The sequence below is a fragment of the Flavobacterium resistens genome, from assembly GCF_900182645.1.
In the GTDB taxonomy this organism is placed as follows: Bacteria; Bacteroidota; Bacteroidia; order Flavobacteriales; family Flavobacteriaceae; genus Flavobacterium; species Flavobacterium resistens.
Map to the genome: position 1 here is coordinate 280,013 of NZ_FXTA01000005.1, position 20,143 is coordinate 300,155.

The 20,143-nt window shown below is 29.8% G+C and carries 22 protein-coding genes; all 22 read right to left on the reverse strand.

Annotated elements, in window-relative coordinates:
* Positions 1 to 19 precede the first annotated feature (19 nt).
* The 22 genes from FN795_RS18260 to FN795_RS18365 all read right to left on the reverse strand — a co-directional run bounded on the left by FN795_RS18260 (position 20) and on the right by FN795_RS18365 (position 20,141).
* Positions 20 to 856, reverse strand: coding sequence for a glycosyltransferase family 2 protein (locus FN795_RS18260; protein ID WP_142451956.1), 837 nt, complete (start codon positions 854 to 856; stop codon positions 20 to 22).
* On the reverse strand, positions 849 to 1,757 hold the full coding sequence (locus FN795_RS18265) for a glycosyltransferase (RefSeq protein WP_142451957.1): 909 nt from the start codon (positions 1,755 to 1,757) through the stop codon (positions 849 to 851). Before FN795_RS18265 ends, FN795_RS18260 begins: the two co-directional genes overlap by 8 nt.
* Positions 1,758 to 2,603, reverse strand: a complete 846-nt coding sequence (locus FN795_RS18270) for a glycosyltransferase (RefSeq protein ID WP_142451958.1) — start codon at positions 2,601 to 2,603, stop codon at positions 1,758 to 1,760.
* Positions 2,603 to 3,592, reverse strand: coding sequence for a glycosyltransferase family 2 protein (locus FN795_RS18275; RefSeq protein ID WP_142451959.1), 990 nt, complete (start codon positions 3,590 to 3,592; stop codon positions 2,603 to 2,605). Before FN795_RS18275 ends, FN795_RS18270 begins: the two co-directional genes overlap by 1 nt.
* A gap of 7 nt (positions 3,593 to 3,599) precedes the next feature.
* Positions 3,600 to 4,436, reverse strand: coding sequence for a glycosyltransferase family 2 protein (locus tag FN795_RS18280; RefSeq protein WP_167498098.1), 837 nt, complete (start codon positions 4,434 to 4,436; stop codon positions 3,600 to 3,602).
* 7 nt (positions 4,437 to 4,443) lie between these two features.
* Positions 4,444 to 5,151: a class I SAM-dependent methyltransferase gene (locus tag FN795_RS18285; RefSeq protein ID WP_142451961.1), complete on the reverse strand. Its 708-nt coding sequence runs from the start codon at positions 5,149 to 5,151 to the stop codon at positions 4,444 to 4,446.
* Between the two features lie 86 nt (positions 5,152 to 5,237).
* Positions 5,238 to 6,089: a glycosyltransferase gene (locus FN795_RS18290; RefSeq protein ID WP_142451962.1), complete on the reverse strand. Its 852-nt coding sequence runs from the start codon at positions 6,087 to 6,089 to the stop codon at positions 5,238 to 5,240.
* 51 nt (positions 6,090 to 6,140) lie between these two features.
* The gene (locus FN795_RS18295) at positions 6,141 to 6,971 is read right to left on the reverse strand and encodes a phytanoyl-CoA dioxygenase family protein (protein WP_142451963.1); all 831 of its coding nucleotides are present in this window, start codon (positions 6,969 to 6,971) and stop codon (positions 6,141 to 6,143) included.
* Between the two features lie 6 nt (positions 6,972 to 6,977).
* Positions 6,978 to 7,907 carry a glycoside hydrolase family protein gene (locus FN795_RS18300; RefSeq protein WP_142451964.1) on the reverse strand — a complete coding sequence of 310 codons (930 nt, stop codon included), beginning with the start codon at positions 7,905 to 7,907 and terminating at the stop codon, positions 6,978 to 6,980.
* Between the two features lies 1 nt (position 7,908).
* On the reverse strand, positions 7,909 to 8,562 hold the full coding sequence (locus tag FN795_RS18305; protein WP_142451965.1) for an acetyltransferase: 654 nt from the start codon (positions 8,560 to 8,562) through the stop codon (positions 7,909 to 7,911).
* 5 nt (positions 8,563 to 8,567) lie between these two features.
* Positions 8,568 to 9,203 (reverse strand): class I SAM-dependent methyltransferase, encoded by a 636-nt coding sequence (locus tag FN795_RS18310; RefSeq protein WP_142451966.1) that lies wholly within the window; start codon positions 9,201 to 9,203, stop codon positions 8,568 to 8,570.
* Positions 9,200 to 9,898: a WbqC family protein gene (locus tag FN795_RS18315; RefSeq protein ID WP_142451967.1), complete on the reverse strand. Its 699-nt coding sequence runs from the start codon at positions 9,896 to 9,898 to the stop codon at positions 9,200 to 9,202. The genes FN795_RS18310 and FN795_RS18315 overlap by 4 nt, the downstream gene beginning before the upstream one ends.
* The gene (locus tag FN795_RS18320; protein ID WP_142451968.1) at positions 9,899 to 10,972 is read right to left on the reverse strand and encodes a DegT/DnrJ/EryC1/StrS family aminotransferase; all 1,074 of its coding nucleotides are present in this window, start codon (positions 10,970 to 10,972) and stop codon (positions 9,899 to 9,901) included. It lies immediately after the preceding gene.
* Entirely contained in the window at positions 10,965 to 12,176 is a 1,212-nt protein-coding gene (locus FN795_RS18325; protein WP_142451969.1) for an ABC transporter ATP-binding protein, read from the reverse strand. Before FN795_RS18325 ends, FN795_RS18320 begins: the two co-directional genes overlap by 8 nt.
* A gap of 2 nt (positions 12,177 to 12,178) precedes the next feature.
* A complete protein-coding gene (locus tag FN795_RS18330) occupies positions 12,179 to 13,024 on the reverse strand; it encodes an ABC transporter permease (RefSeq protein WP_142451970.1) in 846 nt (281 codons plus the stop codon).
* 223 nt (positions 13,025 to 13,247) lie between these two features.
* Positions 13,248 to 15,215: a polysaccharide biosynthesis protein gene (locus FN795_RS18335; protein WP_142451971.1), complete on the reverse strand. Its 1,968-nt coding sequence runs from the start codon at positions 15,213 to 15,215 to the stop codon at positions 13,248 to 13,250.
* An 83-nt stretch (positions 15,216 to 15,298) separates the two neighbouring features.
* Positions 15,299 to 16,183 carry a glucose-1-phosphate thymidylyltransferase RfbA gene (gene rfbA / locus FN795_RS18340; protein WP_142451972.1) on the reverse strand — a complete coding sequence of 295 codons (885 nt, stop codon included), beginning with the start codon at positions 16,181 to 16,183 and terminating at the stop codon, positions 15,299 to 15,301.
* A gap of 42 nt (positions 16,184 to 16,225) precedes the next feature.
* On the reverse strand, positions 16,226 to 17,071 hold the full coding sequence (rfbD, locus tag FN795_RS18345) for a dTDP-4-dehydrorhamnose reductase (protein ID WP_142451973.1): 846 nt from the start codon (positions 17,069 to 17,071) through the stop codon (positions 16,226 to 16,228).
* Complete coding sequence (gene rfbC, locus FN795_RS18350) at positions 17,071 to 17,619, reverse strand: dTDP-4-dehydrorhamnose 3,5-epimerase (RefSeq protein ID WP_142451974.1); 549 nt, start codon at positions 17,617 to 17,619, stop codon at positions 17,071 to 17,073. Before rfbC ends, rfbD begins: the two co-directional genes overlap by 1 nt.
* A 17-nt stretch (positions 17,620 to 17,636) precedes the next feature.
* Positions 17,637 to 18,761, reverse strand: coding sequence for a DegT/DnrJ/EryC1/StrS family aminotransferase (locus tag FN795_RS18355; protein WP_142451975.1), 1,125 nt, complete (start codon positions 18,759 to 18,761; stop codon positions 17,637 to 17,639).
* Positions 18,754 to 19,179 carry a WxcM-like domain-containing protein gene (locus tag FN795_RS18360; protein WP_142451976.1) on the reverse strand — a complete coding sequence of 142 codons (426 nt, stop codon included), beginning with the start codon at positions 19,177 to 19,179 and terminating at the stop codon, positions 18,754 to 18,756. The genes FN795_RS18355 and FN795_RS18360 overlap by 8 nt, the downstream gene beginning before the upstream one ends.
* Positions 19,176 to 20,141: an MraY family glycosyltransferase gene (locus FN795_RS18365; RefSeq protein WP_142451977.1), complete on the reverse strand. Its 966-nt coding sequence runs from the start codon at positions 20,139 to 20,141 to the stop codon at positions 19,176 to 19,178. Before FN795_RS18365 ends, FN795_RS18360 begins: the two co-directional genes overlap by 4 nt.
* Between the last annotated feature and the right edge of the window lie 2 nt (positions 20,142 to 20,143).

Sequence of the window (20,143 nt, forward strand, 5' to 3'; positions counted from 1 at the left end):
TTTTAATTTCTATTGAATATTATTCTTTGTATTTGCCAAATATTGTAAAACCAAAAAATCTTTTGCAGAAAACATCGATTACAAATTTTTCACTCTTCAGGTTTTCTTTATTTTCTCTCTCTACGGCTATTAATTGATGTTCCATTGCTTTAAAAGACCCATATTGCTTTACAAAAAAATCAGCATGTTTAATACTTAAATAATTCAAGTTTTCATTTTCGTTTTCTCTTCCTATACTCTGAAGCATTGAAGTTTTTTTTATTCTGTAATAAAAATTAACCTCATTCAAACATTTGACATTACCTCCATTTTTTAAAATAGCGATCCAAAATTCCCAATCCTCCCAGCCATTTTGCATGGCTAAGTCATAACCATTAACTGATTTCCAATCTTCTTTCTTAAAAAAAGCACTACAGAAAATCAAATTATTGCGACTTAAATTAAAAAGTGAAAACTCAGGCAAATTCCATAAACCATTTTCATCTCCAAATTTCTCCGCCTTGCAATAAACTACTGTCAGAGAATTATTGTCATTAAAAGCTTTTGTTGCTAATTCTAAATATTTATTTCCTATTCGATCATCTGCATCTAAGGGTAAAATTAATTGTCCATCAGCAATATCAATTCCAGCATTTCTGGCACTGCACAAGCCTCCGTTTTTCTTTTTTAAATATTTAAATCTTGGATCTTTGTCACACCACTTTGAAGCAACATCTTCTGTATTGTCTGGGCTTCCATCATCTACAATTATACATTCCCAATTAGAATAGGTTTGATTCAAAACTGAAATCAATGCTTCATCCAGATATTGTGCTTGATTATAACATGGAACAATTACTGATACTTTATTATACATGTTTTTTCAAAATGCTTTTTAAAAATCTTTTGCTAAACTTTTTTATGGAATAAAAATCTAAATATCTAAGATAAAAATAGGTCAAAAAACACCACTCTGAAAGTTTCAATTTTCTTTGTGTAATAATCTCACTTTCATAAAATCTTATGATTATTTCTCTTTCTGGTAATGCATAAAATTTTAATTTATTTGCAATTAAAAACCTATAAAATGATATGGCCGACAATTTTTTTTCATCTTGTTTGTCTTGTTTGCCAGAAATATTCAATGTCGAAAGTCTCACATACACTAGGGCCTTATTTATTGTAAAAATGGGCTTATTATCAGAGAAATCTAGCCAGGCACGATCGTCACTATTCCACGCAAGAGGATAATTATGAAATCCATGCTTAAGGAATGTTTTTCTTGAAAAAATATATTCTGACAACGAACTTCTTGTTAAGTGTCTAAATTTCCTGTAATAAGATTCTGTAGCCACTTCCCAAACAGGATGCAAAAAAGTTTCTGTTACCTCTTTGGTTTCCTGAATTATCATTTTAGAAGCAAAACGAACGAGATTTGCTTTTTTATAAAATAAGTCGAAATTTTCGTACCATAATTCAACTACTGTATCTCCAAGAAAATCGTCATCTCCTAAAATCATCAACCATTCTTGATCTTCACTCAACTTGATACAGCGTTCCCATTGTTTTGTAAGAGAAACAGATCCTAAATTTTTTTCGAACCGTTTGTATACAAAATCAAACTTTCCGTGAAACTTTTTTAATATTTCTTCTGGAGAATCTGGACTTGCATCATCTCCAATATAAACTTTAAATCTTTTATCTGTTTGATTGGCCAATGATTGTAAGACTTCTTCAAAAAAATCAATTTTGTAATAAGGAATAATTATTGCTAACACTTATAACTTGTTTAATATTCTTTTTAAAAATCTAATTTGCCATTTCAATCTCGGGTGCAAAGTAAAAAGTTTCAGCCAAATAAAAAATGCAATCCTATATTTTTTAAATGTCACACTTTCTTCAATAAAATTTGCTGCATTTGCGATTTCAGTTTCTTTTGATACTATATGTGATTTATTGTTTAAAGGCAATATACTTTTATACTTTCTGTGTATATAATAACATGACTTTACCCAATCTTCATTAAGCTTTCCAGTAGAAAAATGCTCCAAAAGAAGCTGTTTGGTTATTACAACTTTATAATCATGTTTTTTATATTCTAAAGAAATATTAAGATCATAATTATGAAAGCCCGCCATTTTAGAATCAAATTGTATCTTTTCAACTTTTCGCGCACTCATAAAAACGCCATCAAGTACCGCTGCTTCAACATTTAAATCTTCATTAAATCCAGAAGTCATGCTCTCTTTATCTTTATGACTGTAATGCTGAATGATATTAATTACAGATTGATTATTTGGACAATTCCACCATGGAGATGGCATTTTACTTTTTATTTTGGATCCTGCTATTCCTATTAAACCAATTTTAAGATCTTCTTTAAAAATTCCTACTATTATTTTTCCCCAGTCCTGGGTATGCATACAAATATCATCGTGAATAAAACATAAAAATTCAAATTTGCTTTTTTGAATTCCTAAATTATATGCTTCAAAAATTGAGTGAGTATTTTTTGAGTTATCAATGATTATTAATTCATAAATACAGCCGATGGTTTTTTCCAGATTTTCGCGTAAAGACAAAGAAATGTCTGAAGTTCTTGAACAAACAATAATAGAAATCATTACTTTATAATTTTAACTATTTTTGATTTGAGTTTTTGCTTCAATTTATATCTTTTTAGAAAAGTCGATAAGATACTCCCTAAAACAAACATTCCTCTTATTTTCTTATTCGTTTCAAGAAATAAAAGACCTTTTTCATATTTCAAATCAATATTTATTTTTTTATTTTGAGAAAAAATAGAAGGCAATTGAGCTGATTTATTTTCGAATAAAAATTTAATAATCTTTTTTCTGGTTTTTAATTCAATATCTATAATAGATGTTCTTTGATCTTTGTGAAGCGATCTTGAAATTACACTATCTGAATGATATCTGAAGTTATTTAGCGATTCGTGAACAAATGCAATTTTGCCATTATTGACTAATTTTATATAAAACAGCCAATCCCCGCAAGTTTTTAAAACCGGATCAAAATCAAATTCTCCTACTTGATGCGCATTTTTCTTTTTAAAAACAACTGCACTGGCATTTGGAATTACATTTTTATAGATCAAAAAATCCTTTATGAATTCGTTGCCGTCCTGTACGAAATTTTCAAGAAATGAAATTTGATTTAAATTATCTGTGTGGGTTATCCAATTTCCTGTAATTTCTCCATTTTGATTTACTCGATTCGATTGACAATATGACAAAACCAATTCAGGTTCATCTTGAAAAGGTTTTATTACTTTTTCTAAAAAATTGTTTTCACAAAAATCATCCGACTCTGCAATCCAGATCAAATCACCTTTGGCTAATGAAATTCCTTTTGACCACTGTTTAAAAGTATTTCCAGAGTTTATTTCATTAAAAACACAATGAGTAACTTTTTCATTTTTTGCATATTGACTTAAAATTTCTCTACTGACATCTGTACTTTTATCATCTAATAAAATGACTTCAAAATTTTGATATGTTTGATTAAAAATAGTGTCTAAACGTTGAGCTAAGTAACTACTGTGATTAAAATTGGGAACAATAACTGATATTAAAGGAAAAAAGGTTTTCATCTTCAAATTAAAAATTATCAAATTCTGTTTTGAAAAGTGAAAACTTGAAAAAAGTTTTGCAAAATAAATCTACAATCACTTTTTTGCTTTTCAATTTGTTGCTGTAATTCCTTTTTAAAACAGCAGGATAATCAAGTACCTGGCAATAGTGATCATAAAATAATCTAGAATGTTTTTTTACAATATAATCTTGATTTAATAAAATCACTTCATCAGTAAATGATTTACTCATTGAGGTACTTGAAACATAATATTTGAAAGTTATTTTGTCTAAATAATAAAATTTAACTTTTAATTCTGCTAATGAAACCCAAAACTCCCAATCTTCATGTCCTTGGTAAGGCATATTTTCATCATAACCACCTACTTTTTGCCAAAGACTTTTCTTAAATATAGCACAAGCATCAATATAATTATGAACTAGCATTTTGTCTAAACTAAATTCATCAACTTTCCAAAGCCCGGTTTTTTCGCCATAAAATTCTGCGTTTCCATAAACAACCCCAATATTTTGATCTTTATCAAAAATTGACATCGCATCAATTGCAAAATTTTCTGTTACTTGATTATCTGAGTCTAGAGGAAGTATAAATTCTCCTTTAGCTTTTTTTATACCATAATTACGAGCAGATCCTAGACCGCCATTTTCTTTCTTGAAATAAGTAAATCTTGTATCTTTTTCTACATATTTCAAAGCAATTGCCTCTAAATTATCTGGAGATCCATCATTAACCATTATTGCTTCCCATTCTTGGAATTCTTGATTAAGAACCGATTTCAAAGTTGTTTCTAAAGTAGATTCAGAGTTGTAACAAGGAATAATTATGCTAAGTTTAGTACTCATAAAATTATTATTTAGTTGCGAAACCATACAAACCAGAAAACATCTGATTGTTTGCAAAATTTTGCTTTTTATCTTTTTTTACCAACGTATTTACAATGTAATTAAAAAAAGGTTTAATAACTTTTTTTCGACTCTCTGACCAATAATTATCATACCAAATTGCCAGTGACAAAGCTAAATGATAATTTCTTCCGCCTAAAAACTTTATATCACTTTTACTAAAATTAGCAATTTTAAAATGTTCGCTCAATGCATATGGGGTAAATCTATGGTAGTCATATGGAACTTCATGCAAAGGCCAAACATTAGGGACTGTGAAAAAAAATGTTCCGCCAGGTTTTAAAACTCGCTGTATTTCTTTCAAAATTGATGAAGTATCAAAATAATGCTCTAAAAATTCTGTTGCGATTACAAAATCAAATGTTTCAGCTTCGAAAGGAATTTTTTGACCATCCCAATAAAAATCAGGTTTTTCTAGATTATGATATTCAGTTGGCTCCAAATCGACGCCAATGTATTCCTCAACCGAATCATTCATCAAATATTCTTTGTAAGGCATCAATCCGCAGGCTAAATCAAGAACCTTTCCTTTAATTATGGGTTTTAATTCACTTACAGCACTAAGTAATGACTTTCTAATTATATAATAAGAAATAGGCAAATTTTCAACCTTTAAATCAATAAATTGATCTTTAATTATCTTTTGATTATTCATTTTTTACTTTTTAACATCTCTATGATCTATTCTTTTTTAGTGACAAATCATAATAATTGACCTATAACTGCCTATATATATTTGAATTAAAGCTTTAAAGAAAAGTACTTTAAATAGATTTGTGATAAAAATTTGTTTTGAGGAAATTTCAGTCTTGCAATTTCTTGTTTAACTATTTTTACTTTTGATCTAACCACTTTTTTTTCATTCTCATCTAATACCGGAAAAATTGATCTATAAAATTCTAAATATCTTTTTTTGCTTTTCATTTGATCCATTCCTGACCAAACTCCTTTATCATGAATTCTGTAGACAGACATAATTTCAGGCAAACAGTAAATATTTTTTGTACCTGAAACTATTTTATATAGACTCATGTCTCCAATGAGCATAGTATTAAACCACTTAGGCAAATAAAAATTTTCTGGTTTTCTAAAAACCACACTTGCAGTCATTATAAAATTAAAATATTCTAAAAGCTCTATATATTTAAATGGTTTGCTTTCAAATTCCTGTGGCATCTGATGCAATCGTAATTCTCCTTTTTCGAGCATATTTGCACGATGAAAACAGATGTTACAATCTTGATTTGCTTCCAGAAAATCAACTTGTTTTTGTAATTTGTACGGATCGGTCCAATAATCATCACCTTCGCATAAACTAATATATTCTCCCGAACACATTTCTAAAGTAGTCATGAAATTCTGCTTGCCAGGAAGGCCCATACCTCGCTTTTCTCTTAAATTGAGCTTTATTATATCTGGATATTCATAAGCATAATTTTTGATTATCTCCCTTGTTCCATCTGTCGAATTATCATCTCCAATTACAATTTCGATTGGAAAATTTGTTCTTTGCATCAAAATACTATCGATACAATTTGAGATATAATCTTTTTGATTATAAGTTATCACATGACAACTAACCTTTTTATTCATATGTTCGATAAATGTCTTTTCTTTTCTAATTGACTTTAGCTAAGATTTGTATTATTTGTAGATTTTCAAAACATCTTCGAGTTGGGGAAAATCCTTTGTAATTAGTTCTTCAACAGGCTTATAAATATATGCATGTGCATATTTCCTTTCAATAAATGTAATATCATCTAAATCATTATATCTAAAATGACAGCTCCATCGTGGTGCATTTGAAATATTATTGCCACTTTGATGAACCAAAAAAGATGAAAATATCAGTACGTCTCCTGCATTAACTTCGACAGACAACAAACTTTGATTTTCTTCTTCGGATAAAGAAACCATTCCAAAACCATTATCGATATGATCTGTTCTTAGTCCCCAGAGATGACTTTTAGGAATTATCTCTAATGCACCCAATCTTATATTTATATCTATTAAAGGCACCCATACTACTATCGAATTTAAAGATCCTTGCATCGATCTCCAATCTTGATGCGCATCCACTTTATAAAATACCTTTTGCTTTGCTAATTTTGGATGATTAAAGAATAAAACTGGTCTTGTACTAATATTTGGTGTTTTTATACCTAATTCTGTAATTTTTTCAATAATTTTTTCATCTAATGATAATCTATGAAGACTTATTAGATGTTGGACTTGTTTTCCGCAATTCACAAAACATTCCAAATCTTCTTCAAACAATTTATATAGACAGCTATTAAACGAATCTTCATTAATATCGTCTATAGAATTTTCAGATGACAAATATCCCTTTATTAAAAACTGTCTAAAAAAAGTACTTTTAGCATCCTTTAATACTTGGGCAATCATTTCTTTTGAAAAAAAAGCCTCCAAATGTAAATAGCCGTTTTCCTTAAAAAAATCTAACGATTTTACCATAAATAACTAAATTTCATTCCACAATGCATAACCAAATCCCGATTTTCCAAATCCGTTACCATTATAAAACATTACTAAATTGTTGCTAGCTTGAATAACATTTGGATATGAAATCATTTCAGAATCCCAACCATTTTTAGAAATATCAATTCCTGCAAGATTATCTTTCCGTTTCCAATTTATACCATCTGTTGATTCAGCATATCCTATCCTATATGTATTATTGATATTTATTCTGTAATCACTTTGCTTTCTTTTTCCGAACCACATTTTATAGAGACCATTTTCTTTAATAACTGACGCACTCACCAGTCCTCCTTCATCATCATTTAATTCAATGGCAACTTTTCCTGTTTGATTCCAATTAATCCCATCTAAAGATTCTGCGTATTTAATATTATAAATTGGCTCTGACTTTCCATCATAAACTTCCCATTTTATACATGACAAGTACCACATTTTAAATATTCCTTCATCAAAAATAACATAAGATGTTCCTGAAAAATAAGGCTCAATATGATTTACCGTGATAACTGGTCCATCAGAAATCCTATTAAAACTCAAACCTCCATCATCGCTTATAGCAAGTCCAATGGCATTTTGATAGGGCACCGACTGTCTTGTAGTCCAGCCAACATAATACAAATATTTTTTATCCCCTACTGTAACAATTGAAGAAGGCATTATTCCTGAATCATCAAATGTGCCTAGTTTACCAAAATTGAATAATGGCTTTTTATTCTCGGATATAATTTTATTTGGCTCGTCTTTGTCTACCTCAATAAATGAAACGTTACTTTTTCCTAAAGTATTTCTTGTAGCATAATAAATTCTAATACGGTCTAAAAGTAAATCAGCTACTGGCACTTGAGCATGACTTTTGTTCCATTCATATTCACCATTTACATTATAAATAAGTCCTTTCTTATTCCACATATTACAAATCTTTACTTGACTTTTCTGATGCCATTGCCGGATTCCCTTTATACATTTTCCAAGCATGAGTGTTTTTAATTACGCTTGCTGCCATGGCAACAAAAGTTCCCTCTGCAATAGTTAATCCATCTCTAATTGTTGCATTAACTCCAAAAACGCAATAATTTTCTACAGTACAATGACCAGATAAAACAACATGAGAAGTAAACATAATATGATCTTTTATTACACTGTGATGTCCAATATGATTCCCACTCCACAGGATTACATTATTCCCAATAGATACGAATGGTTGAATTGTATTATTTTCTAATATAAAACAGTTATCACCAATAGAATTATTAAAAAGTGTAGCCTTACTGCTTATGTAACTAATCATTTCATATCCTTTAGCTTTAATTTCATAATAAATCTTTTCTCTCAAGCCATTCATTTTATTTGGAGCCATTGGAGCAAAAAATTTGAAATCGGCAACAGGATATTTTTCTTCAATATTTTCAAAAGCGATAATTGGCAAACCACAGAAAGAATTATTTTCTGGCAAATATTGAGCATTAACACTAAAGGCAACAACCTCATGTTCTGAGTCATTTTCCAAATAATAATGTGCTAATTCTGCAAAATCCTGAATTCCAAAAATTATAACTTTTGCCATCTTATTTATTTTTTAAAAACATAAACTGTATATTCATATAAGCCATAATCATTTCTAAAAATATAATTTCGAGTAAGATTTTTACACAAAAAATCTGCAAGCAAATCATGTGAGACATGGAACAAATCATCTCTTTCCCAATCTACATTTTTAGACATTACATTAAAAGCAAAACCTCTATTGCATTTTTCGTAAATAGCGCTTATCATTTTTGTAAAATAATCCCACATATCTTCAAAAGAAAGTTCTCTTTTTTCTGTGAAAACCCCATTCATTATAATGTAATCGAAATTTTGAATATCAACATTTGATTCTAAAATATCCAAACAATAAAAAGTCCTTTGTGGATATTTCTCCTTAGCAACGTCAACAAATTTTTGAGAAATGTCTAAGCCTGAATATAAAAAATTTTCGTATTTGTTTTCTAGCATGTAATCCAAAAGATGGGCTGTCCCACAACCAAAATCCAAAAGCGATGCCGGATCTTTCCTTTCATCATCTAATCGCAATATATCCAACATTACTTTATATCTTTTGAGAGCATCTTCTTTTTTAGGCCAATCAACACCTAAATGAGTATCTCCGTGTTTTTCAAGACAACTTTCATAATGTTCTATTATTTTATTGTAAGCTTTTTTCATACCAGGTCATATTGATTTAGAAAATCATTAATCTGCTCTTTAGAATTAAACATCATTACATCTATAATTGACAACCAAGGAACGAATTCGTTTTTAAATTGTGTATAAACGATAGGTCTTGATTTGATGAAATTAAGTGCAATATTATGTTCCAAAAAAATTTCTTTATCATAAAGCGCCATCCCCCCTGCTGCATTAACATAACTATCAGCATTCAGTTTATTGCAAATTTCAATAATCTTAAATTGGCCTTTCAATTCATTATTTTTTGTGATATCAGAAGATTGTATAATATTCGTTTCTATTGATAAAAAACTACAGATTTCGCGTAAGGAGTAAATTATGAATTTGGATAAATTCTTTTCTTCTTGATTTATTATATTTTCAAAAATTGGATAAACCTTTGTAAAAAAAGGGGCATTTTTATAGGCCAACGTTATTGTTTTTAATAAGCTTTTTTTCCAGTTTGAATTTTCAATTACCTCAACTTGGTTGATTACTTTGTTTTGGCTAATTTCATTTAATGGAACTTTAAATAGAAAATCAACTCCATTCACTAGTATTGAATTTCTGTTTATCCAACCTTTTTTTATAAAATTTACATCATCATAAACAACAAAAACATCTGCAGATTTAATCAACTGAAAATATCCTATATAGGGAAAAAGATAAGGTTGCATTATAGCAATTTTCATCTATAAACTGGAATTAATTCGTAAAACAATTTTTTCTAATTCCGAAATATCCAAGCCTACATATAAAGGCAGGCACATGATGCGCAAAGCAGTATTTTCTGAAACAGGCATTGTACTTCCTGAAATATATTCGATTTTATTCAACGATGGATAAAAATAGCGTCGCGGGTAAATTTCTACTTCGTTTAATGTTTTTTCTACCTTATAAAGTTGTTCTTCAGTTTCAAAAATGATGGGGTAGTAACTATAATTCCAATCTGAATCTTTTCTAATTTTTATAAATTTTAATTTCGAAAAATCTAAATTATCATTGTAATAGGCTACTATTTTTTTTCTCTCCTCAAGTATATTTTCCATGTATGGTAAAACAGACAACCCCATAGCGGCTTGTAATTCTGACAATTTTCCATTTATTCCAACTCCATAATAATCTACTGGGCCAATATGTCCGAAAGTATGACTATAATACATTTTATGTCTCAAGGCTGTATCATTTGCAAACATAGCCCCACCTTCACCGGTATGAAATAATTTTGTTGCATGAAAACTGCATGTGCTAATATCGCCAAAATCAAATATTGATTTGCCTTTATATTTTACCCCAAAACAATGTGCAGCGTCATAAATTACTTTTAGGTTATGTCTTTTTGCTATAGCTTCAATTACATCTACATTACAAGGATTCCCAAATACATGAGTAGCCAATATAGCCGTTGTTTTGCTAGTAATGGCTTGCTCAATTTTAGTTTCATCTATAGTTAAATATTCTGGATGAATATCCACAAAAACCGGTATGCAATTTTCCCAGACTATTGCAGCAGCGGTTGCCACGTATGAAAATGGTGTCGTAATTATTTCACCTTGCTTTCCTAATAATTTAAGAGCAATTTGCAAAGGTATAGTTCCGTTGTTAGTTACAATGATATTAGAAACATCTAAATATTTTTTCAGTTTCTCTTCTAATTCTAATACTAACTCCCCTCTATTTGTAAGCCATTGATTATGCCAAGCTCTTTGTACTTGCTTGTTGTATTCTTCTATCGGCGGTAAAAAAGTCTTAGTTACATTAATCATTTGGTTTTCCGGTAATTTGCCAATCAGCTTCTAAATGAAACGGAACCCACATTTCGGTTTCACTTTCAATTTGAAATACATCGACATTATTAATGCGCAATATAGGAGTTTTGTTTTCATGATGACTTACTGATAAATCGTAAGTATAGACTCCTTGAGCAAATAAAACTTTAGGTATTTTTATACTTACAATTAATTTTTTATCGATAAACTCGATATTCATTTTTTCACTAAAAACAGCGGCAATTGGACGTTGTTCTTTATCTCTAAACTCTATATAAATAAATGGAATATTTAAATTTTGTTCCTTAAATTCCATTTCTAGTTCAATATTCAAATCTTCTCCTCTTTGAAGAGTTGCATTATTTTTTTTATTTATAGAATATTTTATGAGACTAACTGTTCCATCATCAAACATGGTATTTTGGTCACTCGAGTTAAATCTGCTGTAATAAGAATTTATTCCTTTACTTACTTCTTTTCCTTGAAAAGCTGCTTCACCTTTCTCCATGAATAAAATCTGATTTGAAACCCTTGCGATCATAGGCATAGAATGGGAAACAAAAACAACGGCAGTATGAGGTAATAGTTGATCCATTTTTTTAAAACATTTTAAAATAAAACCTAAATCACCAACTGCCAAAACTTCATCAACTATTAATACATCTGGTTGCATTTGTGCTGCGACTGCAAAACCCAATCGTACTTTCATACCTGAACTATAATTTTGTACAGGCATATCAATAAATTCGCGAACTTCGGCAAAATCAATAATTTCTTCAACTTTTAAATCAATTTCATTTCTCGAAAAGCCTAAGACTGCGCCATTATTATAAATATTCTCTCTACCCGTTAAAATAGGATTAAAACCGGCACCAAGTTCAATTAATGCACAAACTCTTCCTTTGATGGTAACTTTTCCCTCATCAGGGTTAATTAATCCATTTAAAATTTTTAATAGTGTCGATTTACCAGCTCCGTTATGTCCAATCAATCCAAGACATTCGCCACGTCTTAGCTCAAAATTAATATCCTTTACAGCCCAGAATTCTTTTAAACGCAATACTCCATTAACGTCATGATTTTTATTTGTGATAATATTGCTACACAAATCCTTTACACCATACCATAGGCTTGTTTTTAAATCTTTACAAAACTTTTTAGAAAGATTTTCAACTTTTATTAATACTTCTTTTTCCTCCATAATCAAGCACTCATTCGTTCAACAATAATTGGAATCGAAATTCGATAAAAAACTAATCCAATAAAAAATAAAGGAATACAAGCTGCTAACAATCCGAAATAATAGGCAAGATATTCTATATGCTGTCCAAATAATAAATTTCTAGTCGTTAGTAATAAAGGTGTCAGAGGATTTATTTCCATCAATGTTTTTAACAAACCTGATTTTGGAATTACATATACGACGGGTGTAGCATACATCAAAAAACTGAGTCCTAAACTAACTATTTTGCCCACATCATTGTAGAGCATTCCCAAAGGAGTAATAAACAAACCTATTGTTGTTCCAAAAAAAATAATCGCTAAAAAAGCTAATGGAAATAACAAAATTGAAGAATGCAGACCTACTTTATATACAATTAAAAAAAATAGAAGTAAAACTATTTTTATCAAGCTATTTGATATCAATTTATAGACCCCTGATAAAATCAAAGCTTCTTTTGGAAAATTAATTTTCGAAAGTATTCCTCTTGCTCCATTTGTATTCAGCATTGGTGCATTAATAGCATCGATAACGATTGACCATAGCAATGTTCCTGAAAAAACAAAAACAGGATATGGCACACCTGTATCAGTTAATGACAATGTACCAGAATTACTTAAAATTATCCATACTAATGCTGTTGATAACGGCGTAATAAATGCCCATATTATACCCAAAAAAGATTGGCGATATTGGGCTTTAATGTCTCGAATAGCTAATTGTTTTGCTAAAAAACGAGAACTGTACATGTCGCTAAAGCTTTCTCGTAAAAGTTTACCTATCCTTTTGTTATTAGTTTTTTGATAAACTGTAATTTTTAATTCCATTTATACTTCTTAGAATATATTTAATTTTTGCTCAATATTAGATAGAATGTTTTTCATTTTGAAATACAATTGAATATTTTTTCTATAAAATTTAATCTAGGGGGATCCTTTATAATTTAACAAGATTTTTAGTCGATTATAAATTTATAAAAACGCAAAAAGGTGTTTTTAAAAAACACCTTTCATAATTATTTAAATTAAACTAGATTTTATTGTACGGAAATTATTTATCCAAAACTTCAAAAGTAGAATTCATACTTTTAAATTCAGGAACAATTTTTTTCATTTTTGCAACAATATCATCATTGTCATAGAAGTCGGCTATACCAATAAGTTCGTCTATATCGGTGTGCAAATTTTCATATTCATCCTGAATTTCCTGCGCAATCATGATTTTGTTATGATAAGTTGGCAACGTTTTAGAAGTATCATTTAATAATTCTTCATAAAGCTTTTCTCCAGGTCGTAGCCCAACAATTTTTATCTTGATCTCTTTATCTGGAATAAAACCTGCTAGTTTGATCATTTTTTTTGCCAAATCTATAATTCTAACTGGTTTACCCATATCAAAAATATAAATTTCCCCTCCATTACCCATCGCACCGGCTTCCAATACTAATTGACAAGCCTCAGGAATGGTCATAAAATAACGTATAATATCTTGATGCGTTATTGTTACAGGCCCGCCCTCAGCAATTTGTTTTGTAAACAATGGAACTACAGAACCATTTGATCCCAATACATTTCCGAAACGAGTCGTAATAAATTTTGTAATCGTTTCATTATTTTCTCTTTGGTTTTTCAAAAATAATGATTGAACATATTTTTCAGCAATTCGCTTGCTTGCGCCCATAACATTGCTAGGATTCACAGCTTTATCTGTTGACACCATAACAAATTTTTTGACACGATATTTACATGCTAAGTCTGCTAAATTCTTGGTTCCTTTTATATTTGTCAAAATAGCCTGAGATGGATTTTCTTCCATCAAAGGAACATGTTTATAAGCTGCAGCATGAAAAACAACATGCGGATTATAGCTTTTAAAAACCTTTTCTAATGCTTTCTTGCTTTTTACATCAGCTATTACTGCAACAATTTTTGTTTCAGCTTTTGTTGCAAATGTTTCTAAGCATAAATTGTGCAAAGGAGTTTCAGCATGATCTAGAATAATTACAACTTTAGGATTAAAACCAAGAACTTGTCTTACTATCTCGCTTCCAATTGAACCTGCTGCGCCTGTAATTAAAATCGTCTTATCTTTTAATTGTTTAGAAATCGATTTACTGTCTAAAACAATTGGCTTTCTTTCTAACAAATCCTCGATCTGAATATTTTTAACTTTCTGAGAAATTTCTTTTTGATTTTCCCAATCTGATATAAGCGGAACTGTATAAACTCTGTAATTAAATTCCAAACATTGATCTACAATAATTAATTGCTCATCTTTAGATAAACTTTTATCAGCAATGATCACTCCTTCTGCTGCGACTGAACGCATTAAAGCAGGCAATTTTTTTCTTAAAATCAAAATTGGCAAATCAAGCATCCTTTTTGATGCGTTTTGATTGTTTTTATCAACAAATCCAACAATTTTAAATCGGGATGGTGTTTCAAATTTTAATGCATTTGCAACAGAAATTGCATTTGCATCTGTTCCATAAATTACCGTTCTAATAAGTTTTGTATTTGCCTTTTCTGAAAAATATAACTCAAAGGTTTGCTTAACAATTACGCGGTATAAGAACAACCCGCAAAATGATAAAACCAAATTGATAAAAAGGGCTGTGTTTAAAAAAGCTTTATGTCCTGTATATAATTCAAAAACCAAATTGAAAAATAAAAAGAACACTAAAACAGACATTTGTGAAAACAGTAATTTTATAGCATCAATATAAGATGAATGCCTTATAATTCCTGAATAAGTTCTAAACAGCCAAAAGAAAAATATGTTTACGATTATTAAACTTGAAACAAAATAAAAGTCGTGAGATGTAATAATATACCCTAATGCCGTCCCTTCAAACAACATATAAGTAAAACTAAACGAAAATATTAAGACCATTACATCAATCGCAACAATAATCCACCTAGGTAAATAGCTAAGGTTATTTATATGTGCCCTTAGGTTTCTAGGAGATAATGAGTTATGCAAAACGTCAGCTATTTTGGCCTGTTTATCTGTATTCAATGGTATTAATTTTGATTCTGCAAATTTGTAGGTCTTACAAAAATACAAATTAAACGTTTAAAAAAGTATTTCTACTAAGTAAATTAAATTTTGGCTCCTTTTTTCTTTTGCTTTAAAAACTCAATTAGGTAACTTCCGTAGCCTGATTTGACTAAAGGTAATGCAAGTTCCTCTAATTGAGAATCATTTATAAAACCTTGTCTCCATGCAATCTCTTCAACACATCCTACCTTAAGTCCTTGTCTTTCTTCTAAAACTTGCACAAATTGACCAGCTTGCATTAAACTATTAAAAGTTCCTGTATCTAACCAAGCTGTTCCTCTGCTTAAAATACCAACTTTTAATGCTTTTCGTTCTAAATAAACTTTGTTAACATCTGTAATTTCATATTCACCACGAGAGCTTGGTTTAATGTTTTTTGCAATTTCGACCACTGAGTTGTCATAGAAATACAATCCTGGAACTGCATAGCTTGATTTTGGTTCAAGTGGCTTTTCTTCTATTGAAATCGCTTTTAAATTTTCATCAAATTCAACTACTCCATATCGTTCTGGATCTGAAACATGATAAGCAAATACAACTCCTCCTTCTGGCTTTGTGTTTGATTTTAAAAGCTCTTGCATATTAGAACCAAAAAATATGTTATCACCTAATATTAAAGCTACATCATCATCTCCAATAAATTCTTCTCCAATTACAAAGGCTTGAGCCAGACCATTTGGTATTGCTTGCTCTGCATAACTAAATTTACACCCTAAATCTGAACCATCTCCAAGCAGTTTTTTAAAATTTGGCAAATCATGAGGAGTAGAAATAATTAATATCTCATTAATTCCAGACATCATTAAAGTTGACAACGGATAATAAATCATAGGTTTATCATATACCGGCATTAATTGTTTGCTAACTGCCAATGTCAATGGATGCAATCTTGTACCGGATCCCCCCGCTAGTATAATTCCTTTCATATTTTTAATTTTAATTTCAAAAGCCAAAGCTATTGAAATAGATTATTCAATCATTTTTTTCAAACTTTCTCTATAATGTGGAACATTCAAATTATAAATCTCTTTGATCTTTTTTTTATCTAATAATGAAAATTCTGGACGTTTTGCTGGAGTTGGATATGATGATGATGGAATTCCTCCTACTTTACAATCATATTTCCCTAATTCTTGAATGCTCAACGCAAATTCATACCAACTTATTTCACCTTCATTCGAATAATTATAAATTCCAGGAATCCATTCTGAATTTTCTAAAATATCAATCATCGCCTGAGCTAAATCTGCCGCATAAGTTGGAGAACCAATCTGATCATTTACTACATTAATCGTCTCTCTCTCTTGCATTAATCGTTGCATGGTTTTAACAAAATTGTTTCCAAATTTACTATACACCCATGATGTTCTAATGATAATCGAATCTGGATTTTCCTTTAAACAGGCAATTTCGCCAGCTCTTTTACTCTCACCATAAACATTTATTGGGTTTGTCTCAGCTTCTTCATTTAAAGCAATTGAAGAAGACCCATCAAAAACGTAATCTGTTGAAACATGAATTAATTTAGCTTTTTTTTCTGAAGCGTATTTTGCTATGATTTCAACAGCCAAATGGTTTACGGCAAAGGCTATTTCTTTCTCACTTTCGGCTTTATCAACTGCCGTGTAAGCACCACAATTAAAAATTACATCTGGATCAATATCATTTAATTGAACTTTTAATAAATCTAGATTATCTAGTGTTATCTTGGTTCGATCAGCAAAAATCCATTCAAAATCTTTATTATTACCAGATAAAACCTTCAATTCAGACCCTAATTGTCCATTTGCTCCAGTTACAAGTATTTTTTTCATTAGAACAAACTATTACAATTTTCAATAAATGGAAGAACTTGATCTTTTTCAGAAACAATTGCATCTTTTAAATCCATCCCCCAATCAATATTTAGAGATGGATCATCATATTTTATACCACCTTCAGAAGCTTTGTTATAAAATTGATCACATTTGTACATTACAGAAGCCGTTTCGCTAATAACAGAAAAACCATGTGCAAATCCTTGAGGCACTAATAACTGTTTTTTATTTTCCGCTGACAATAAAACACTAAATGATTTACCATAAGTAGGCGAATCTTTTCTTAAATCTACCGCTACATCAATAATTTCACCTTCTAAAACTCGAACTAATTTTGTTTGAGCAAACGGCGGGTTTTGATAATGCAAACCTCTCAAAGTTCCTTTTTTAGAAAAGGACTGATTGTCTTGAACAAAATCAATATTAATTCCTAAATCTTGAAATTTAGTTTTGCTATATGATTCAAAAAAATACCCTCTTTCGTCACCAAAAACGGTTGGTTCTACAATTACTAAATCTTTTATAAATGTTTCTTCAATTTTCATATTTTTCTTTACTTCATTTAAAAAAGAAGTTCTACAACTTCTTTAATTCTAATTTTATCTTCGTTTTTTAAATTTGATCCTGATGGCAGGCATAAACCTTTTTTAAATAATTCTTCAGCAATATTGCTTCCATAGTACGGATATTTTTCAAAAAATGGTTGTAAATGCATAGGTTTCCATAAAGGACGACTTTCTATGTTAGCATTATCAAAGGCAATTCGCAAATTTTCTCTTTGCTCTTCCGATTCCAATAATATTGTATTTAACCAATAGTTTGAAAAATAATCTTCATTTAAATTATCAAAAAATTCTACATTTTGAATTTTACCAAAAAGTTCCTTATAAAATAAGTGATTATTTCTCCTTGAACCGATATTATTTTTTAATATTTTCATTTGTCCAATACCAATGCCTGCACAAATGTTACTCATTCTGTAATTATAACCGATTTCACTATGTTGATAATGAACCGCTTTGTCTTTTGACTGAGTGGCATAAAATATAGCCTTATCTTTTATTTCTTTAGAGTTAGAAATCAATGCCCCTCCGCTAGAAGTGGTAATAATCTTATTTCCATTAAATGACAAAATTCCAATAGCACCAAAACTTCCACATTTTTTCCCTTTATAACAACTCCCAAGTGCCTCAGCGCTGTCTTCAACTATTGGAATTTCATATTTATCAGCAATTGCATGAATTTCATCAACTTTATAAGGCATACCGTATAAATGAACAGCAATAATTGCTTTTGGTTTTTTCCCTTTTTTTATTCTGTCTTTAATGGCAATTTCAAGATTTTCTGGACAAATGTTCCAAGTTTCTTTTTCGCTGTCAACAAAAACAGGAATAGCTCCCTGATACAAAATCGGATTTGCGGATGCAGAAAATGTCATTGTCTGACAAATAACTTCATCATCCTTTTTTACACCTAATAAAATCAGTGCTAAATGAATTGCAGATGTTCCGGAATTTAATGCTGCTACAAATAAGTTTTCACCTAAATATCCTTGGAGCTCACTTTCGAAATTATCGACATTTGGGCCTCCAGAAGTTATCCTATTATCTTCAAGAGCTTTTGAAATATATTCTTTTTCAAAACCACTTTGCACTCCTATGGACAAATAAATTCTAGAATTATCCATTTATTAACCAATAATCTGCTGGATAGCGAATATCATCATCCTTTACATCTGATAAGGGTAAAGTTGAAAATGACATTAATTTTGAATTACTGTCTAATGATTCAATCGCATTAGCATAGCCCGCTGGGATATGAACTATTTTACTGTCAGCTTCTGAAACAAATATCGTCTCAATTTTTAAGTTTTTTGATGGATTTTCCCAATCATCAATTTTTACAAAATGAATTTTAAAAGTCCCGGATAAGCAATAAAAATTTTTAGCATCTAGTTTATGCCCTTGCCAAGCTCTAATAGGATTCTCATCAGAATTGCTTATTATATAAAACCTCTCAATATCTTGAAAACTGAAATCATTAACATATGAAATAGTACCTCGGTGATCTGAAAAATTTCCTCCTTGAATTACTTTAGGAATCATACTTCTGCTCTTAAATTATTTTTGTTTATCAAATAAAATTTTGCTGAATAAATAAATAGCAAAGGCGGCACTACAATTAAAAATATAACTGCATCTTGAAATTTTTGATAGAGAACGACAACTAAAAAAGAAATTCCAGTCTGCATTAAAGCATAAAGCAAAGCTACTAATCTATGTTGTAACTTATATTCATTGCTCAGAATCTGATATAAATGCAATCTATGTGCTTCAAAAATATTCTGTTTAAGATAAATTCTGTGCAAGATTGTGCAAACTGCATCGACTCCATAAACCGCTAAAAACAACAACCAAATAAGTGACTCGGTAACAAGAATTAATTTTAAAACTAAATATATTATCCAAAAAGCTATGGCAATACTTCCAACGTCACCGGCAAAACATTTTGCTTTTTTACGATAATTAAAAAATAAAAAAACTAAGCTTGCAAGCATAGCATATTTTATAAAATTTCCGTCAGTAAAAAGCTGGATTTTTGTATTTACATATAACAAAGATCCCATCACAACAAGAGTATAAAGCCCAGTAATGCCATTAATGCCATCCATAAAATTATAAGCATTTATTAGTCCAATTGCGATAACATAAGCAATAACAATACCCCAAATCGGCATTGTATTGAATAAATTCAGATCGTAAAAAATTAATGTAATTGAAAGGAAATGAATTGAAATTCGGATTTTATTTGATAAACTCTGAATATCATCCCAAAAACTAACTAAGCTTACAAGAGTAATTCCTGTAAAAAAAAGATAATTGTTTTGAATATGCTGTACAAAATAAAGCAAGGCTGAAAACCAAAAAATGATTCCGCCTCCTCTTAATGTTATTTCTGTATGTGAACTTCTTTGATTTGGTTTGTCAATTATATTAAATCTGTCTGCTACTCTAAAATAAAGCAACATAATAGCCATTAAGATAATTCCTAAAATTGTGTATTCCATTT

What these genes read in the sequence shown, in the direction of transcription:
- FN795_RS18260 (WP_142451956.1), bottom strand. Translation starts at nt 856, where the DNA reads ATGTATAATAAAGTATCAGTAATTGTTCCATGTTATAATCAAGCACAA.
- FN795_RS18270 (WP_142451958.1), bottom strand. Translation starts at nt 2,603, where the DNA reads ATGATTTCTATTATTGTTTGTTCAAGAACTTCAGACATTTCTTTGTCT.
- FN795_RS18275 (WP_142451959.1), bottom strand. Translation starts at nt 3,592, where the DNA reads ATGAAAACCTTTTTTCCTTTAATATCAGTTATTGTTCCCAATTTTAAT.
- FN795_RS18280 (WP_167498098.1), bottom strand. Translation starts at nt 4,436, where the DNA reads ATGAGTACTAAACTTAGCATAATTATTCCTTGTTACAACTCTGAATCT.
- FN795_RS18285 (WP_142451961.1), bottom strand. Translation starts at nt 5,151, where the DNA reads ATGAATAATCAAAAGATAATTAAAGATCAATTTATTGATTTAAAGGTT.
- FN795_RS18290 (WP_142451962.1), bottom strand. Translation starts at nt 6,089, where the DNA reads ATGAATAAAAAGGTTAGTTGTCATGTGATAACTTATAATCAAAAAGAT.
- FN795_RS18295 (WP_142451963.1), bottom strand. Translation starts at nt 6,971, where the DNA reads ATGGTAAAATCGTTAGATTTTTTTAAGGAAAACGGCTATTTACATTTG.
- FN795_RS18300 (WP_142451964.1), bottom strand. Translation starts at nt 7,907, where the DNA reads ATGTGGAATAAGAAAGGACTTATTTATAATGTAAATGGTGAATATGAA.
- FN795_RS18305 (WP_142451965.1), bottom strand. Translation starts at nt 8,562, where the DNA reads ATGGCAAAAGTTATAATTTTTGGAATTCAGGATTTTGCAGAATTAGCA.
- FN795_RS18310 (WP_142451966.1), bottom strand. Translation starts at nt 9,203, where the DNA reads ATGAAAAAAGCTTACAATAAAATAATAGAACATTATGAAAGTTGTCTT.
- FN795_RS18315 (WP_142451967.1), bottom strand. Translation starts at nt 9,898, where the DNA reads ATGAAAATTGCTATAATGCAACCTTATCTTTTTCCCTATATAGGATAT.
- FN795_RS18320 (WP_142451968.1), bottom strand. Translation starts at nt 10,972, where the DNA reads ATGATTAATGTAACTAAGACTTTTTTACCGCCGATAGAAGAATACAAC.
- FN795_RS18325 (WP_142451969.1), bottom strand. Translation starts at nt 12,176, where the DNA reads ATGGAGGAAAAAGAAGTATTAATAAAAGTTGAAAATCTTTCTAAAAAG.
- FN795_RS18330 (WP_142451970.1), bottom strand. Translation starts at nt 13,024, where the DNA reads ATGGAATTAAAAATTACAGTTTATCAAAAAACTAATAACAAAAGGATA.
- rfbA (WP_142451972.1), bottom strand. Translation starts at nt 16,183, where the DNA reads ATGAAAGGAATTATACTAGCGGGGGGATCCGGTACAAGATTGCATCCA.
- rfbD (WP_142451973.1), bottom strand. Translation starts at nt 17,071, where the DNA reads ATGAAAAAAATACTTGTAACTGGAGCAAATGGACAATTAGGGTCTGAA.
- rfbC (WP_142451974.1), bottom strand. Translation starts at nt 17,619, where the DNA reads ATGAAAATTGAAGAAACATTTATAAAAGATTTAGTAATTGTAGAACCA.
- FN795_RS18355 (WP_142451975.1), bottom strand. Translation starts at nt 18,761, where the DNA reads ATGGATAATTCTAGAATTTATTTGTCCATAGGAGTGCAAAGTGGTTTT.
- FN795_RS18360 (WP_142451976.1), bottom strand. Translation starts at nt 19,179, where the DNA reads ATGATTCCTAAAGTAATTCAAGGAGGAAATTTTTCAGATCACCGAGGT.
- FN795_RS18365 (WP_142451977.1), bottom strand. Translation starts at nt 20,141, where the DNA reads ATGGAATACACAATTTTAGGAATTATCTTAATGGCTATTATGTTGCTT.